At 70.6% G+C, this 16,778-nt stretch carries 15 protein-coding genes and 1 tRNA gene; 7 read left to right on the plus strand and 9 right to left on the minus strand.

The window, feature by feature from the left end:
• Nucleotides 1-19: 19 nt before the first annotated feature.
• The 6 genes from DJ82_RS11250 to lonB all read right to left on the minus strand — a co-directional run bounded on the left by DJ82_RS11250 (nucleotide 20) and on the right by lonB (nucleotide 6,008).
• On the minus strand, nucleotides 20-658 hold the full coding sequence (locus tag DJ82_RS11250; RefSeq protein ID WP_094581828.1) for a fibrillarin-like rRNA/tRNA 2'-O-methyltransferase: 639 nt from the start codon (nucleotides 656-658) through the stop codon (nucleotides 20-22).
• Entirely contained in the window at nucleotides 655-1,572 is a 918-nt protein-coding gene (locus tag DJ82_RS11255) for an NOP5/NOP56 family protein (RefSeq protein ID WP_094581829.1), read from the minus strand. Before DJ82_RS11255 ends, DJ82_RS11250 begins: the two co-directional genes overlap by 4 nt.
• A 78-nt stretch (nucleotides 1,573-1,650) precedes the next feature.
• A complete protein-coding gene (locus tag DJ82_RS11260) occupies nucleotides 1,651-1,893 on the minus strand; it encodes a hypothetical protein (protein ID WP_094523882.1) in 243 nt (80 codons plus the stop codon).
• Nucleotides 1,894-1,968: 75 nt separating this feature from the next.
• Nucleotides 1,969-2,751 carry a CBS domain-containing protein gene (locus DJ82_RS11265; protein ID WP_094523881.1) on the minus strand — a complete coding sequence of 261 codons (783 nt, stop codon included), beginning with the start codon at nucleotides 2,749-2,751 and terminating at the stop codon, nucleotides 1,969-1,971.
• A 61-nt stretch (nucleotides 2,752-2,812) separates the two neighbouring features.
• On the minus strand, nucleotides 2,813-3,703 hold the full coding sequence (locus tag DJ82_RS11270; protein ID WP_094581830.1) for a CPBP family intramembrane glutamic endopeptidase: 891 nt from the start codon (nucleotides 3,701-3,703) through the stop codon (nucleotides 2,813-2,815).
• 22 nt (nucleotides 3,704-3,725) lie between these two features.
• Nucleotides 3,726-6,008 (minus strand): ATP-dependent protease LonB, encoded by a 2,283-nt coding sequence (gene lonB / locus DJ82_RS11275; RefSeq protein ID WP_094526937.1) that lies wholly within the window; start codon nucleotides 6,006-6,008, stop codon nucleotides 3,726-3,728.
• Between the two features lie 170 nt (nucleotides 6,009-6,178).
• Here lonB and DJ82_RS11280 point away from each other — a divergent pair, with 170 nt between their 5' ends.
• Together DJ82_RS11280 and DJ82_RS11285 are read left to right on the plus strand one after the other, a co-directional pair.
• Complete coding sequence (locus tag DJ82_RS11280) at nucleotides 6,179-6,709, plus strand: nicotinamide-nucleotide adenylyltransferase (protein WP_094523878.1); 531 nt, start codon at nucleotides 6,179-6,181, stop codon at nucleotides 6,707-6,709.
• Between the two features lie 75 nt (nucleotides 6,710-6,784).
• Nucleotides 6,785-7,651 (plus strand): S-adenosyl-l-methionine hydroxide adenosyltransferase family protein, encoded by an 867-nt coding sequence (locus tag DJ82_RS11285; RefSeq protein WP_094523877.1) that lies wholly within the window; start codon nucleotides 6,785-6,787, stop codon nucleotides 7,649-7,651.
• A gap of 65 nt (nucleotides 7,652-7,716) precedes the next feature.
• On the opposite strand, the gene DJ82_RS11290 is transcribed toward DJ82_RS11285, so the two are convergent.
• Nucleotides 7,717-8,178 (minus strand): DUF5793 family protein, encoded by a 462-nt coding sequence (locus tag DJ82_RS11290; RefSeq protein ID WP_094526938.1) that lies wholly within the window; start codon nucleotides 8,176-8,178, stop codon nucleotides 7,717-7,719.
• 162 nt (nucleotides 8,179-8,340) lie between these two features.
• Here DJ82_RS11290 and DJ82_RS11295 point away from each other — a divergent pair, with 162 nt between their 5' ends.
• The 4 genes from DJ82_RS11295 to DJ82_RS11310 all read left to right on the plus strand — a co-directional run bounded on the left by DJ82_RS11295 (nucleotide 8,341) and on the right by DJ82_RS11310 (nucleotide 15,609).
• A complete protein-coding gene (locus tag DJ82_RS11295) occupies nucleotides 8,341-10,128 on the plus strand; it encodes a type II/IV secretion system ATPase subunit (protein WP_094558320.1) in 1,788 nt (595 codons plus the stop codon).
• The gene (locus DJ82_RS11300; protein WP_094581831.1) at nucleotides 10,125-12,362 is read left to right on the plus strand and encodes a type II secretion system F family protein; all 2,238 of its coding nucleotides are present in this window, start codon (nucleotides 10,125-10,127) and stop codon (nucleotides 12,360-12,362) included. The genes DJ82_RS11295 and DJ82_RS11300 overlap by 4 nt, the downstream gene beginning before the upstream one ends.
• Before the next feature lie 112 nt (nucleotides 12,363-12,474).
• Nucleotides 12,475-13,113: a class I SAM-dependent methyltransferase gene (locus DJ82_RS11305; protein ID WP_094581832.1), complete on the plus strand. Its 639-nt coding sequence runs from the start codon at nucleotides 12,475-12,477 to the stop codon at nucleotides 13,111-13,113.
• Between the two features lie 60 nt (nucleotides 13,114-13,173).
• Nucleotides 13,174-15,609 carry a methyl-accepting chemotaxis protein gene (locus DJ82_RS11310; protein WP_094581833.1) on the plus strand — a complete coding sequence of 812 codons (2,436 nt, stop codon included), beginning with the start codon at nucleotides 13,174-13,176 and terminating at the stop codon, nucleotides 15,607-15,609.
• A gap of 33 nt (nucleotides 15,610-15,642) precedes the next feature.
• Here DJ82_RS11310 and DJ82_RS11315 read toward each other — a convergent pair whose 3' ends face one another.
• Together DJ82_RS11315 and DJ82_RS11320 are read right to left on the minus strand one after the other, a co-directional pair.
• Complete coding sequence (locus DJ82_RS11315; RefSeq protein WP_094523871.1) at nucleotides 15,643-15,927, minus strand: hypothetical protein; 285 nt, start codon at nucleotides 15,925-15,927, stop codon at nucleotides 15,643-15,645.
• A 13-nt stretch (nucleotides 15,928-15,940) separates the two neighbouring features.
• Nucleotides 15,941-16,465, minus strand: a complete 525-nt coding sequence (locus DJ82_RS11320) for a DoxX family protein (RefSeq protein WP_094581834.1) — start codon at nucleotides 16,463-16,465, stop codon at nucleotides 15,941-15,943.
• 242 nt (nucleotides 16,466-16,707) lie between these two features.
• Between DJ82_RS11320 and DJ82_RS11325 the strand changes: the two genes are divergently transcribed.
• A tRNA-Gly gene (locus tag DJ82_RS11325) sits at nucleotides 16,708-16,778 on the plus strand.

Below are 16,778 nucleotides of genomic sequence, written 5' to 3' on the forward strand. Positions count from 1 at the left end.
AAGGCGGCCAGATGACGATTCAACGCGGCGTCGCCACGACGCCGAGGTGGTCCTCGTGGTATCGGTCGAGCCGCCGCGTCTCCAGGATCTCGTACGTCTCGCGGAGCTCGTCGAGCGCGGCCTCGAACACGTCGGTCGGCTCCGCGGTAGCGTCCTCGCTTCGCGCCTTCACCGCGAGCAGCAGCCGACCGTCGTCCGCGAGGAACCGCGCGTTCCGCGTCGCCACGGCCGCCTGCCCGCGGGTCGCGACGTCTTCGACGATCGCGTCGACGTCGGCCTCCACGACGTGCGCGTACGTCTCCGGCTTCCGGGCGTCCTTCAGCAACGGGAACAGCCGGTCGCGCGGCTCCGCGGCGTCGAGGAGGTCGCGGGCGGGGCGCGGGGCGAACTCGACCGCGTACGTCGGCCCCGCGAAGTCGGCGACGTGGCTGACGGTCGTCCCGCTGGCGGCGCCGAGGTACAGGACGGTTTCCCCGCCGGTCAGCCCGGTGTCGAATCCGAGCTCCAACATCCCGCCGAGCTTCGAGCGCTCCGGGTCCCACGCCCGCCAGCCGTCGGCGGTCGGCTCGCCGTACACGGGCGGGCCGCGCGTCGCGAGCCGCGTCTCGCCGGCGATCTCGCGGCGTTCGACGCCGTCGGGGAGCGAGGGGTCGCTCACGCGTCACCCCCCGCGTCGGCGGCGGCGTCGTCGGGACCGCCGATCTCGTCGTCCGGCTCCGCCCGCGCCCGTATCGTCGCCATCCGCTCGCGGAGCTCCGCGTGGAGCGTCTCCCGGCGCTCCCCGGCGTAGTGGTCGACGCGGGCCGCGAGCGTCAGCTTCCCGGCGAGCGCGCGCGCGGCCGACCCCCGGTCCTCGGGCCGGGTGTTTCGGACGTAGTCGTGGGTGTAGATAATCCCGTGTTTCGGGGAGGGGGCGCGCCCGGAGAGGTGCGCGAACAGCGCGTCCTCCGCGCCGAGCACCTGCACCGTGCCGGAGGGCTTCTTTGCGAGCGACTCCAGCCCGCCGGCGAGGGCGATCAGCCGCGCCGCGAGCTCCGGGCCGGCCATCTCGGCGAGGTTCGGCGCGACCGCGGGCGCGATCCGATCGATCGTCTCGGCGAGCGCGTCGCGCTCCGCGTCCAGCTCGACGACGCGCTCCGCGAGCGACACGGCGCGGCGTTCCAGTTCGCTCTCGGGGTCGCGGTCCGCCACCGCGCGGGCGCCCTCGATCCCCGGCTCCGCGTCGTCGAACAGGCTCCCCGCCCACTCGGCGGCGCGCTCGGCCAGCTCGTTGGCGGTTCGTTCGCAGTCGTCCATCGCCCGCACGGCGTGGATCAGCTGTCGGTCGTCGGCGCGCTCGCGCTCGCGGACGGTCGCGCGGGTCGCCGCCACGGTCGCCTCGTGGAGCCGGTCGTAGTAGTCGTCGGTCGACTCCGCGAACCCGGAGCCGACGGCGAGCGCCGGCCAGTCGCGCGGCTCCTCTGCCTCGCCGTCCGAGATCCGATCGCGGGCGGCCTCGGCCGCGTCGCCCCCGGCCGCCTCGTCCGCGGCGCGGCCCGCGAACCAGCCCGCGTCGGCGTCGGTGTCGGTCATTACCGGCGGCTACTCGTCCCCGGCGTATAGGCGTTCCCGAACGGCCGCGGGCGCTCGGCGGCCCGACCCGTCGCCTCGCTATGCGGTCGCCGCGTCGTCGGCCTCGTCGAGCGCTTCGTCCTCGTCGTCCGACCGCAGTGCGGCGAGGAAGCCGCCCGGATCGGACCGGACGTCAGCGACGGTCGCGCCGGCGAACGCGCCGAGGGCGGCGCCGCTGCTCGCGGCCTGTCGACTGATCAGTCCGCCGACCGCGGCGCCGGCGGCCCCGCCGACCGCGGCGAGCGTTGCCCGGGAGAGTGCGCGTCGGATGCGAGATCCCATGGCCGATTCATTTCCGTCTAATTACATAAATCCACCCGTCGTCGACCCCGGTCGCCGACGGTCCGCGTTCCTCGGTCACTGCAGCCGCTTGGTCGTCTCCACGAGGGGGTGTCGCGCGTAGTCGACGATCTCGATGTCGGTGATGTCGTCTAACCCCTCCTTCTCGGCGGTCTTGGCCATCCCGAGGTCGACCGCGCGCTCGGGGACGATCACGTACGCGTCCATCGTCTCGATGCCCGCCTCGTGGGCGGCCATCACCCGGTGGTGGCCGTCGGCGAGGTGGAGCGTGCCGCCGTTGTCGATGACGACCAGCGGCTCCGCGAGCCCGCGCTGCAGCTCGTACTGACGCCCCTCCAGCTCGTCGGCGTACACCCGAGCCTGCGTCGGGATGAGGTCGGTGAGCCGGACCTCGCGGCGCTCCTCCGAGAGCGCGACGCCGTGGATCTGTTCGAGGGTCCGCATCAGCTTCCCGACCTTGCTGGGCGTGGCGCGCTCGATCTGCGAGCGGACCACGTCCGTGTTCGAGATGATCCCAACGAGGTTGTCGGCGTCGTCGACGACGGGGAGCCGTTGGATCCCGGAGCGGAGGATGACCCGGGCGGCGTCGGTCACCTTCATGTCCGGGTGCGCGACGATGAGGTCGTCGGACATCACGGTGAAGACGGGGGCCTCGTCGTCGGCGAGCAGCAGGTCGGCGGCCGAGACGAACCCCTCGACGGTCCGCCCCTGCGTGACGGGGAACCCGTTGTGACCGTCGCTCTCGGCCATCCGCCGCGCGACCTCGCCGACCGTCTCGTCGGGGCTGACGGTCTCGACGTCGCGGGTCATGTACTCGCCGACGGTCGGTTTCCCGCTCATCGTCCGTCGTTCGTCCCGGTGGAATAAAAAGGGGGCGGGGCGCTTCCCACCGCGGGACCCGCTACGACCGCTCGTGAACGGCGAACTCGACGGCGTTGACGACGTAGTGGGCGACGACCGGGACGAGCAGGCTCCCCGTGGCGACGAACAGCCCCGCGAGCGCCAGCCCGAGCGCGCCCGCGACGACGATTCCCAACCGCCCCTGCGCCCCGTGGCCGAGGCCGAAGGCGACCGACGAGCCGACCGCGAGGAGCCACGGGTCGACCGCGAAGCCCGCCGCGAGCGCGCCGACCAGCGCGCCGCGGAACAGCGCCTCCTCGAAGACCGCGACGACCGGGAGCGCGACGATGAGCAGCAGGACCCACTCGCCGGCCGTCCCGGGAGCCATCGCTGCGCGGAGCCGGTCCGACGGCGCGAGGCCGACGCGCGAACCCAGTCGGGCGGCCGCCTCGTTGCCGGTGGTGAGAGCGATTCCCGCGGTGACGCCGACCGCGACGAGCGCGGGGGTCCCCAGCGACGCGACTGGCCCGACGCCGAGCGTCGGGTGCGTCCCGCCGACGCCGAACGCCGCCGCCGGCACCGCGGCCCACCACGCGACCGCGGCGAGGACGACGAGTCCGCCCGCCTGCGACGCGGCGGCGTTGAGGAGCAGCAGTCGCGTCGTGAGGACCGGGCGGTCGTCTGGCCGGCGGATCGCGGGGCCGGCCCCGGTGTCGGCGGCTCCCTCGACGCCGGGAGCGTCGGGGTCGCTCTCGGTGTCGGCGGCGTTCCCGTCGGCTTCCCCTCGGGGGTCGCGACCGGCGTCACCGACGTCGCTCGGAGCGTCGCTGACCTCGTCCCGGGAGTCGGCGATCCGGGCCCGCTCCAGCAGTCGCTCCGAGCGACGAGTCAGAAAGAGAAGCGACAGCGTCAGGGCGGCGGCCGCGAGCGCGAACGCCGCCCAGTCCGGCATCTGGTGCGGTGTCGAGGCGGTCTTACTGCGGGCTCGGGCTGGAGGGACCGGAGACGCTCCCCTCCTTCAGGGCCGAGCCGGTGATCGACTTGAGCCGGGAGACCAGCGAGTCCTTCTCGGCCTCGCCCTCCAGCGCGATGTCGAGCACCTCGCTGATGTGCGAGACCGGGATGATCTCGACCATCTCCTTGTACTCGTCTTCGATCATCACGTCCTGCTCGTTCGCCTGCGGGATGATGACCCGGGTGCAGCCGGCCTTCGCGGCCGCCTCGATCTTGTGGGTCACGCCGCCGACGGGGAGCACGTCGCCGCGCACCGACAGCGAGCCGGTCATCGCGAGGCTCTGGTCGACGCCGACGTTCTCTAACGCGGAGATGACGGCGGTCGCGACCGTGATGGACGCGGAGTCGCCGTCGACGCCCTGCTGGCCCGCCTGCACGAACTGGATGTGGATGTCCATCTCCGAGATGTTCTCGTCGGAGAACTTCTTGATGATCGCGGAGACGTTTGACACCGACTCCTGGGCCATCTCCTTCAGCTGGCCCGTGGCGATGACCTCGCCGGGCCCCTGCGAGGGCGCGACCTCGGCCATCACCGGGAGCATGATCCCGGAGTCCTCGCCCATCACGGCGAGCCCGTTGACGCGGCCGACGACGTAGCCGTCGGAGACCTGCAGCTCGTAGTCCTTCCGGCGCTCGATGAAGTCGTCCGCGAGCTGCTGTTCGATGGAGCGCGAGCGCCCCTTCGCCTGCAGCACGTGCTCGCGGGACGTCATCTCGGCGTCCTCGCCGCGGGCGATGTCGCCGGCGACGCGGACCATCCCGCCGAGGTTCCGCATCTTCAGCGTGAGGTGGCCCTTCCGGCCGGACCGGCGCTTGGCTTCGAGGATGATCTCCTCGACGGCCTCGGCCGTGAACTCCGGCAGGCGGCCGTCCTTCGCGACCTCCTGGGCGATGAACCGGACGTACTTCCGGCGCATCTCCGGGGTGTCCTCGATGGTGTCCTCCATGTACACCTCGTAGCCGTACCCCTTGATACGGCTCCGGAGGGCCGGGTGCATGTTCTCCATCGCGTCGAGGTTCCCGGCCGCGATCATGACGAAGTCGGTCGGGACGGGCTCGGTCTGGACCATCGCGCCCGAGGAGCGCTCGGACTGGCCCGTGATCGAGAACTCGCCCTCCTGGATCGCCGTCATGAGGTGCTGCTGGCTGCGGATGTCGAGCGTGTTGATCTCGTCGATGAACAGCACGCCCTTGTTCGCCTTGTGGATGGCCCCGGCCTCGACGCGGTCGTGGCTGGGCGTCTCCATCCCGCCGGACTGGAACGGGTCGTGCCGGACGTCGCCGAGCAGCGCGCCGGCGTGCGCGCCGGTCGCGTCGCGGAACGGCGCCGTCTTCGTGTCGCCGTTGTTCACCAGCAGGTTCGGGATCATCGCGTCGGAGCCGCGGTTGAGGTAGCGGAAGACGAGGTAGACGACCCCGGCGGCGATGATGCCGACGAGGATCTGGCCGACGATGATGAGCGCGTAGCCCAGCACGACGGCGATGATGATCCACATCAGCAGCGACCGCATCTGGTTGCGTTTGCGCGCCTCCTCGCGGTGCGCGTCGACGATCTGGTCGCCCTTCCCCGCCGGCACGGTCCGGACCTTCGGCTTGTTACCGTCGTCCGGGTTGTGGTAGACGAGGACGTCCTGCAGCTCCTCTTTCGGGAGCAGCTCGGACATCGCTTTCGCGAGCATCGACTTCCCGGTCCCGGGCGAGCCGATCATCATCACGTGCCGGCGCTGCTTGGCCGCCTTGATGATCACGTCGCGGGCGTGCTCCTGCCCGATCACCTGGTCGACGAGGCGGTCGGGGATCTCGAGTTCGGCGGTGGTGTCGATCTTGAGTCCCCCGAGGAGGTCGTCCTCGTCCGGGTCTTCTTCGATCTCGGCACCCTCGACCTCGACTGAGCTCCCGAGCTCGTCGATGTCGCCGTCCTCGCTCTGTTCGGTGACACCCTCGGGGGTGACGCCGGTCTCGTCCCCGTGACCCGGCTCGGCGTCGTCCGGGCGCGGGTCGTCGTCGACGACGATCCCGTCGTCCCAGACCTCGTCCGGCTCCTCGCCGTCCACCGGCTCCTCGCGGTCCGCCGACTCCTCGGCCTCGTCGGCCTCGCCGGGCGCGCGAGCGCCGTCGTCGGGAGCGACGTCGTCGGGGGCGTCCTCGCCGTTCCCCGCCGGATCCGAGGCCTCTGACCCGGTTTCGTCCGGGTTCTCGGGGTCCTCGGTCGGCGGGTCGTTCGCGTCCTTTTCGTTGCTCATAGAATCGGATATCGCTATGAAAAACGAAGGGTCGGCTACTGATATACTTTCTCCCCGCGGGCGATCCGTTGAGACACAGAGAAAACGGTCCATGAGCGGCTATAGGCACCGATATCTCCGTTTGGGGCGTCCCACGGGGTTTATAAATACTGGCCGCCCAACGTGGATCCATGCGCGGGTTCTACATCGGGCGGTATCAGCCGTTTCACGACGGACACCGGCACATGGTCGAGGAGATCGCCGGCGAGGTCGACGAGCTCGTGTTGGGGATCGGTTCCGCCGGCGACTCCCACACCACTCGGAACCCGTTCACGGCCGGCGAGCGCGTGATGATGGTGACGAAGGCCGTCGAGCACCTCGACGTCACCACCTACGTCGTGCCCATCGAGGACCTCGACCGCAACTCCGTGTGGGTGAGCCACGTCCAGAGCATGACCCCGCGATTCGACGTGGCCTACTCGAACAACCCGCTCGTCGTCCGGCTGTTCGAGGAGGCCGGCGTCGAAGTGCGCGGCTCCCCCATGTTCCGCCGGGACGTGCTGGAAGGGACGGAGCTCCGCGAGCGGATGATACACGGCGCCGACTGGGAGGCGCTGGTCCCGGAGGCCGTCAGTCGCGTGATCGAGGAGATCGACGGCGTCGAGCGCATCCGCCGGATCGCCGAGACCGACACGAACGGCGAGCCCCCGATGGACGCGTAGTCGCCGGTGGACGCGTAGTCGCCGGTGGACGCGTAGTCGCCGCCTTTTAGGAATCAGCCGGCGTTCGGATCGCGTATGATAACGCTCGCCTCGGACTTCGGCTCGCCGTACCCCGCCGCGATGAAGGGCGTGATCCGACGCCGCACGGACGCCGAGATGATCGACGTCGCCCACGACCTCCCGCGCGGCGACCCGCGGGCGGCCGCGTTCTGGCTCCGGTTCGTCCTCCCGGAGTTCCCGCCGGCCGTCCACTGCGCCGTCGTCGACCCCGGCGTCGGCACCGACCGGGACGCGCTCGTCGTCCGCGCCGGGGCCCACGTGCTCGTGGCGCCCGACAACGGGCTCGCGATGCCGCCCGCGAGGGCGCTCGCCGAGCGGTCGGCGGCGGAGAGCGCCGGCGCGGAAGCGGGAGGCGACGCCCCCGACGTGGAGGCGTTCGCCGTCGACGTCGACGACCCCGCGAGCCAGACGTTCCACGGCCGCGACGTGTTCGCGCCGGTCGCGGCGCGGGTCCGCGCTCGGCTCGACGAGGGGTCCGCGGCCGCGGGTCCGGAGGGAGTCGCCGCCGCCCTCGACTCGATGGCCGACCTCTCGCCCGCGAGCGACCCGGTCGACATCGCGTTCCCCGAGCCGACCGTCGAGCGCGACGAGGACGGCGACCCCGTTGCCGTCGACGGCGAGGTGCTCGTCATCGACCGGTTCGGTAACGTCGTCACGAACGTCCCGGGCGAGCTCGTCCGCGGCAGCGACTGGATCCGAGTCAACGGCGAGCTCACGCCCGTCGCGGAGACGTTCGGCGCGGTCGATCCGGGCGACCGACTCGTCACGATCGGGAGCCACGGCTACGTGGAGTGCGACGTCAACGACGGCCGCGGCGACGGGGCGTTCGAGCTGCGGCCGGGCGACGAGGTTCGGCTCGTCGGCGACAACGTGAGTATCTGAGCGGTCGCGGGGGACAACGTGAGTATCTGGGCGGCCGCGGGAGAAACGAGCGGCGGGGACCGGCGCTACAGCTCCACGCCGGAGGGGATCAGGCTCTCGCTGCGGAGGAGGTTCCCCTCGTGGTCGTAGACGAGGAACGTGTCCTTGTCGTAGGAGACGAGCCGTTCGCCCTCGACGTCGATCACGACGCGGTAGCGAGCGTCCTCGTCGTCGGCCGAGTCGCGCGCGGCGTGGATGAACGGGAGGACGTCCGTCGCGGTCTCGTTGAGCTCCAGCACGAAGTCCCCGGTGTATCGGTTCGTCACGCCGACCACGCCCTCGGGGTCGGCAGTGTCGGAGAGCGGTTCTCGGAGACGGAACGCCACGTCCACCTCGGCGGCATCGAGAAGGTCGCCCTCCGTGTCAGAGAGCCGGTCGCGTAGGAGTCCCTCCGGCCCGTGGAAATCGATCCGGACGACGGGCGTCGCCCGCTCGTCGGCGCCGTCGCCAACGCCCTCGACGGTCAGTTCGAAGTAGTCACGCCGCATTGCCTATGTTGTTGTTTGCGGTCGGTACGTATCAACGTAACGGGCGGGTTCCAGCGCGGACGGCCGAGACTGAGGCTGACGCCGGGCTCTCGCCCCCGGCCTCGCGGTTGATAATCGCTCGGTGGAATTTAAACCACCACGCCGCATACGGACCGTAACGAGATGGCGAGTGACGCTCGCGACGACGCCGGGGACCGCTTCGAGGCCCTCCGGCGGCGGCTCTCTCGAACGTGGGAGATACTGCGGGGGTCGGAACTCGACGTCCGCTCCTTCCGCCCGGGCGAGGACGGCCCGCTCGCCGACTTCACGGTGCCGGAGGGCGAGCGCGAGGTCGACCGCTACTGGGTGAACGCCCCGTACGCGTACGTCGTGATCACCTACGACGACGCCGAGAGCGAGCACCGGTACTACGCGGTCGAGCCGGACCTCGACGAGTTCGAGCGCGACCTCCTCGACCGCGTCGTCGACGACATCCGCGATCCACTGCTGTACCGCGAGGGGACCGGCAAGACCGACGAGGAGACGCTTCGGAAGGAGCTGCAGGCGTTGTTGGAGGGGTACGGCGTCGAGGCCGACATGGCGACGTTCCACGCGCTCGCGTACTACCTCTACCGTGACTTCCGCGGCTACGGGAAGGTCGACCCCCTGCTGAACGACCGCCACATCGAGGACGTCTCCTGTGACGGGTACGACCTCCCGATCTTCGTCTACCACGACGACTACACCGACATCGAGACGAACGTCTCGTTCGCGAAGGGCGAGCTCGACAACTACGTCATCCGGCTCGCCCAGCAGTCCGGGCGCCACGTCTCCGTCGGCGACCCGATCGTGGAGACGACGCTGCCGGACGGCTCCCGCGCCGAGCTCGCGCTCGGCGAGGAGGTGACCCCCCGCGGCTCCGCGTTCACGATCCGCCAGTACGCCGAGGACCCGTTCACGCCGATCGACCTCGTGGAGTACGGCACCTTCTCGGTCGAGCAGATGGCGTACTTCTGGCTCTGTATCGAGCACAACAAGAGCCTCATCTTCGCCGGCGGCACCGCCTCGGGGAAGACAACCTCGATGAACGCGGTGTCGATGTTCGTCCCGCCGCGCGCGAAGGTGCTCACCATCGAGGACACCCGCGAGCTCTCCTTGTACCACGACAACTGGCTCTCCTCGGTCACCCGCGAGCGCCGCTACGAGGGGACCGACATCGACATGTACGACCTGCTCCGGTCCGCGCTGCGCCACCGCCCCGAGTACATCGTCGTCGGCGAGGTGCGCGGCGACGAGGCGATCACGCTGTTCCAGGCGATGAACACGGGTCACACCACCTTCTCGACGATGCACGCCGACTCGATCGAGACGGTGATAAACCGGCTGGAGAACGAGCCGATCAACGTGCCGCGCGCGATGGTGCAGTCCCTCGACATGCTCTCGATCCAGACGCTGACCCGCTCGGGCGACCAGCGGGTCCGCCGCGCGAAGACGATCGGCGAGATCGGGGGCATCGACCAGCGGACCGGCGAGCTCGACTACTCCTCCGCGTTCGAGTGGGACGCCGAGACCGACGAGTTCCGCCGCAACGACTCGTCGCTCATGGACGAGATCGCCGACGAGCGCGGCTGGTCCCGCTCCGAGCTGCTCCGCGAGATCCGGCGCCGCGAGCGCTTCCTGGAGCTGCTCCGCGCGCTCGGCATCACGGACTACCGGACGTTCACGGCCCTCGTCAACGAGTACTACGCCGACCCCGACCGCGTGATGAACCGGCTAACGGAGCGGGCGGCGGACGCCGAGGGCGCCGCCGTGCCGGACGAGGCGACCGCGCCGGACGACGGGCGTGGGCCGGCCGGTACGACTACGCCGGACGACGGGCGGGGGCCGGCCGATACGACTACGCCGGACGACGGGCGGGGGCCGGCCGGGGACGAGACGGAGTCGCCCGGAGTCGGAGACCCGCCGCGATGATCGCTTCGCTCCCGCTGTTCGCCGCGCTCGGACTTTGTTTGGCGCTGCTGTTACCGGTCGTCTCCCGCCGCGTCGACCTGTTGGTCACTCGGGTCGCGCTGTCGCTGTTCGGCGACTATGTCGCGGAGGACGGCCCCCGGCGACGGCGCCAGCGCGACCTGTTGCACGCCGCCCACGTCGCCGGGACCCACCGGGCGTACGCCTCTCGGACGCTGCTGTACGCCGGCGCGCTCGGCGTCGCGGGGAGCGTGCTCGGGGTGTACGCGGCCGCCGCGCTCCTCCGCGCGCTCGACGTCGGCGCGGAGGCGATCCGCGCGGCGCTGCCGGGGTCGCTCTCCTTCCTCGCCGGCGTCGCGGGGCTGGCGACGCTCGATCTCCCGGGGCTGTTCCTCTTGCTCACCTTCGCCTCGGCGACGCTCGGCTCCGCGCTCGCGGCCGGCACCTACTACGGGCGGTGGGAGCTGCTGAGCCAACGGGCGCACGCCCGAGCCGCCGAGATCGACGCCACTCTCCCGCGGACGGTCGCGTTCATGTACGCGCTCTCGCGGTCGGGGATGGCGTTCCCGCGTGTGATGGACACGCTCGCGGAGAACGAGGCGGTGTACGGCGAGGCGGCCACGGAGCTGTCGGTCGCCGTCCGCGACATGAACGCGTTCGGTACCGACGCCCTGACCGCGCTCCAGCGCACCGCGCGCCGGACGCCGAGCGACGACCTGGCCGACTTCTCTGAGAACCTCGCCTCGGTCCTCGGCACCGGACAGTCGATCTCGGCGTTCCTCGCGGACCAGTACGAGCTGTACCAGGCGGAGGCCGAGTCGAAACAGGAGCGCTACCTTGAGCTGCTGTCGACGTTCGCGGAGGCGTACGTCACGGCCCTCGTCGCCGGGCCGCTCTTCTTCATCACCATCCTCGTCGTCATCGGCCTCGTGCTGGAGGACACGCTCCCGCTGCTCCGCGTCGTCGTCTACCTCGGCGTCCCGCTGGCGACGTTCGGGTTCGTCGTCTACGTCGACAGCGTGACGCAGGGGGTAGGCGGAACGGAGAGCGTCGACCTCTCGGAGCCGGCCGACGACAGCGCGACCGGCGTGACCGGCGACATCGGGGGCGGCGAAACCGCTCCCGGCGGTCAGAGCGACGGCCGACTCACGGGGACCGACGGCGCGGGAAGCGCGGCGACGGCCGAAGCCCGATCCGACGGCGGCGTCGCCGAGGGGACCGAGAGCGACCCGGGCGGCGCCGGCGGGGTCGCCGGCGAGGCCGACCGCTGGGCCGTCAGCCGGGAGCGGCTCCGGGCGTACGACCGAGTCCGGCGACTGCGACGGTGGGCCGCGTCGCCAGTCGAGAACGCGGTCGAGGCCCCGTGGACGTCGTTCCTCCTGACCGTGCCGCTCGCGGTCCTCGGGCTGCTCGGCTTCGCCTTCCCGGTCACGCTCGGGTCGCCGACCGAGATGGTCGCGCAGATCGAGACGCCGATCGTCGTCGCGACGGCGTTGGCCCTCGCGGTGTACGCGGTCGTCTACGAGGTCCGGAAGCGGCGCGTCCGCCGGATCGAGTCGTCGGTGCCCGACTTCCTCGACCGCCTCGCGAGCGTCAACGAGGCCGGCACCTCGGTCGTCGGGAGCGTCCGGCGCGTCGCCGACTCGAACCTGGAGGAGCTGACGGCCGACCTGAAGCGCACCCGCCGCGACATCGACTGGGGCGCCGACGTGAGCACCGCGCTCCGCCGGTTGGAGCGCCGGGTCCGATCGCCGATGACCTCCCGGGCCGTGGCGCTGGTGACGAACGCGATGCACGCGAGCGGCGACATCGGGCCCGTGCTCCGGATCGCGGCCGACGAGTCGCGAGCGACGTGGTCACTCCGGCGGGAGCGCCGGCAGGTCATGCTCACGTACCTCATCGTGATCTACATCTCCTTCCTCGTCTTCCTCGGGATCATCACCGCGCTGTCCGTCTCCTTCATCCCGGCCATCGAGGAGGCCGCGATCCCGAGCGGCGGCGGGGCGGGCACCGTTCCCGGCGCGCCGAGCGGCCCGACCGGGATCACCGACGGTCTCGGCGACATCGACGCGTTCGCCTACGAGCAGCTGTTCTTCCACGCCGCGGCCGTGCAGGCCGTCTGCTCCGGGATCGTCGCCGGCCAGCTCGGCGAGGGCTCGGTCAGGGACGGGGTGAAACACGTGGTCGTCCTCCTCGCGCTGACGCTCCTCACCTTCGCCGTCATCGGCATGGTGTGACGGGACGCGCGTCGGGCAGCCCTCTCTCGCCGGGTCGTCTCCCCGCCGGACCGCCCTCTCTCGCCGGACCGCCAGTCACCGGAGCTATGTCGCTCGGCGCCGACCGACCGGCATGGAAACGGACCCGCAGTCGACGTACGACCGCATCGCCGCGCACTTCGCGAAGACCCGCGAGTACGCGTGGCCGGAGGTCGAGTCGTTCCTGGAGGGTCGGTCGGCGACGCGCGCGCTCGACGTCGGCTGCGGCAACGGCCGCCACGCGGAGCTGCTCGCCGCCCGCGCGGAGTCGGTCGTCGGTATCGACCTGAGCCGAGCGCTCCTGCGCGAGGCGGCGACGCGGGCCCGCGAGCGCGACTTCGCCGACGCGCTGGACCTCGTTCACGGCGACGCCGCCGCCCTCCCGATCGCCGACGACGCGGTCGGGCTCGCCACGTACGTCGCCACGCTCCACCACCTCTCGCCCCACGCCGCCCGCGTTCGAAGCCTCGACGAACTCGCGCGGGTCCTCGCGCCGGGCGGGGTCGCGCTCGTGAGCGCGTGGAGCACCGCCCACGACCGCTTCGACCGGACGGAGGGGTTCGACACGACCGTCGACTGGACGCTCCCCGGCGGCGAGACGGTCCCGCGGTATTATCACGTCTACGCGCCCGACGAGTTCGACGCCGATATCGATAACAGCCGGCTCTCAGTCGTCGAATCGACCGTCTCCAGCGGGAACTGCTACGCCGTGGTCACGGGACCTCGCCCCTAATTATCACGACGGATACCGCGGGGAGAGGTTTAAAGCATCGGTGCCGCGGCCGTCGAGTCAATGAGTTCGACTCGCCTCGATCGCCTCCTCCGGCGCCTGAGTCCAGGCGCGATCACTCGGAGCTACCTCGCCAAGTTCGCGGTCGTCGTGATCCTCGTCGTCCTGGCCATCGGCGCCGTCGGCGCGGTCACCTACGCGGAGACGACGGACCGCCTGGAGGCCAACGCCCAACAGGACTACACCGCGGTCGCTGAGTTGAGCGCCACGGAGATCGACGTGTGGACCAGCGATCACCGCTCGATCGCCAGAGAGACGGCCGACAGCGACGCCTTCGGGTTCACGAGAGAGCCCGAAGAGGTGGAGAGCTATCTCACCTCGCAGCTCTCGTGGCAGCCCGACGAGATCGTCGCCTTCCACTACGTCAACCGGCAGGAAGGCACGCTGATCGCCTCGACCGACCACGAGCGCGGCACCGCGATCACCGAGAAGAACTGGCTCAGCGACGGTCTCCTGATCGGCGAGGACACCTACACGTCGCCGACGTACGAGGTGGACGACGAGCGGCACGTCTCGTACGTCGCGTACACGCCGCGGCGCAACTACTTCGTCATGGAGGTGTCGCTCGCGTCGATCGTCGGAGACCTCCGGCAGCCGACCGACGGCTCGTTCACCACTATCGTCCAGTCCGACGGCGTGATCGGGGCCAGCGACCGCGAGGGGACCGTGGCCGAACCGTACGCCGACGAGGTGCGGGACGCGATGATCTCCGGCTCCGCGGTCGGTCACGTGTCGTCGGCGACCTTCGAGTTCACCGACGACGCCGAGTACTTCGTCGCGTACGCACCGGTCCCCTCGGAGGACTGGTACGTCGCCGTCCACGTCCCCCTCGCGGAGGCGTACGCGCTCTCCGGGATGATCGGCCGGAACCTGCTGCTTATCGTCGGCGTCGCGGTCGTCGGGCTCGGTCTGTTGGGCGCGACGCTCGGCCGCGGCACCGTCGCGGAGCTGAACCGACTCACTCGGAAGGCGCGGGCGCTGGAGAGCGGCGACCTCGACGTCGGATTCGACACCGAGCGCCGCGACGAGTTCGGCGACCTCTACGGCGCGTTCTCGACGATGCGCGACTCGCTCGGCGAACAGATCGAGTCGGCCGAGACGCAGAAGCGGCGGGCCGAGGACGCCAAGGCCGAGAGCGAGGCGTTCGCGGAGCGGCTGGAGTCGCGCGCGGCGGCGTTCGGCGCGACGATGGACGATTGCGCCGACGGCGACCTCACCGCCCGACTCGACGTCGAGCCCGACGATCCGGACGCGCTCGCCGACATCGCCGACGGGTTCAACGACGCGATGGACGAGCTGGAGGGGGCCATCGCGGAGGTGGACGCCTTCGCCGGGCAGGTCGCGGCCCGGAGCGAGGCGGTCACCGACGGCGCGGACGAGGTCGCCGCCGCGGGCCGGGAGACGAGCGACGCGGTCGACGAGATCTCGGCCGGCGCGGAGCGACAGAGTCGGCGGCTCTCGGAGGTCGCCGGCGAGATGGAGGACATGTCCGCCACGGTCGAGGAGGTCGCCGCCTCCGCCGATCAGGTCGCGACCACCTCCAGAGAGGCGAACGCGGTCACCGAGGAGGGCCGCGAGGCCACGGCCGCGGCGGTCGCGGAGCTGCACGACGTCGAGGAGCGCTCGGAGTCGGCGACCGAGACGATCGAGCGCCTCGAAGCGGAGATGGCGGAGGTGGACGCGATCGTCGAGACGATCTCGGAGATCGCCGACCAGACGAACCTGCTGGCGCTGAACGCGTCGATCGAGGCGGCGCGGGCGGGCGAGGCGGGCTCCGGCTTCGCCGTCGTCGCCGAGGAGGTGAAGGCGCTCGCGGAGGAGACGCAGTCGTCCGCGGCCGAGGTCGAGGCGCTGATCGACGGGCTCCGCGAGCGCACCGACGAGAGCGTCGCGGAGATGTCGCGGATCCGCGAGGGGGTCGACGCCGGCGTCGACACGGTCGAGACCGCGGACGACGCCCTGAGCGAGGTCGCGACGCGGGTGGCCGAGGCCGACGACGGCGTCCAGGAGATCTCCGGCGCGATGGACGCGCAGGCGTCGTCGGTCAACGAGGTCACCGGTGCCGTCGACGACTTGGCCGGCGTCAGCCAGCAGACGACCGCTGAGGCGACCACGGTCGCGTCGACCGCCGAGGAGCAGGCCGCAACGCTCGGCGACGTCTCCGAGCAGGCCCACGCGCTCACCGAGCGCGCCCGGGACCTGCGCCGGATGACCGAGGGGTTCGAGGTGGACGGCGAGCGCGACGTCGGCGACGGGAAGACCGATCTCGGCGTATTCGACGACAGCGACCGCGACGCCGACAGCGACCGCGACGCCGACACCGACTTCGACTTCGGGATGACCGATTCCGGCCAGTCGGTGAGCGCCGACGGAGGGACGGACGAGGCGAGGGAGCCGGGGCTCGTTGACGGATCGTTGAACGCGAACGCAGAAGAGTAATCGCGCCGGTTACCGCGACGCTCGGCTCACGGCTCAGTCGGCCACGGTCTCGTGGCCGGCCTCCGCGTCGTCCGCGAGCGGCGTCGCGATCTTGTACGCCGCGTAGAGGCCGAGCACCGCGATGCCGGCCAGCACGACGCCCGTCCGAATCTGCGGCGAGATCAGCGGCGTCGCCACGACCTCGCCCGCCTCGTTAGTGATCGGGACGGGGCTGTAGGGCGCGCCGGCGAGGATCTCGACGATCCCCATGCCGACGAGTCCGAGCAGCATCAGTCCCGCGCTCAGCGCCATCGCCGCCTTATCGATGATGTCAGTCATTGGGTGTCACCTCTTAACCGAGCAGGTAGCGGAGTTTCGGGTGTTGCTTGACGACGTCGAGCTTCTCGATGAGCGCGTCGAGGCCGTAGTAGCGCCCGGCCGACAGCATGATCACGGTGATGAACAGCAGCAGCCCCATGAAGTCGCTGTTGACCAGCCCGTGACCGAAGCCGGCGTTGCCGACCCAGAACAGGACCATGAAGATGACCCCGCCGAAGGCGGCCAGCCGAATGAACGCGCCCGCTATCAGCGCCAGCCCGATCAGCGTCTCGAACAGGGGCACGCCCGGCTCGATGAGCCACGCGAGGTTGCTCCCCATCCAGACGGGGATGCCGCCCAACACGGTGTCGGTCATTTCCTGCATGTACATCGGGCCGTAGGTGTATGACAGCCCGTCCTCGATGAGTTTCGTGACGCCGGCGTGGAAGAACCACCATCCGGTCACCACGCGTAGGAAGGCGATCCAGTACGCCGCCCACGGACCGTCAAGCGCGAACTCGACCTCGTCGACCAGTGGATTTCCTGATTGGTATGACATCGTGCTCACCTCACGGATGAACGTTGAGTGGCAGCCCGTATATTCCCCCAACCGGCTTCTAACTCCCTGAAAAGCGTTCTAAGCGTGCGGGAACGGCCCGCGATATTGTGGTGTTTTAAGTACTATCTGCCGCTCGGAACCACATCGGGCCCCGAGATATCCGTCCGGCGTCGGGAACACGGAACGTTTATTGGATTCGTTCGGCCTACGTCTACACGCGTCAGCGACGGACGCACCCACGCGCGCCGGTGGTCTAGTGGTAGGACCTGAGCCTTCCAAGCTCATGGCCCGGGTTCAAATCCCGGCCGGCGCA

The sequence above is a fragment of the Halorubrum sp. Ib24 genome (assembly GCF_002252745.1).
GTDB lineage: Archaea > Halobacteriota > Halobacteria > Halobacteriales > Haloferacaceae > Halorubrum.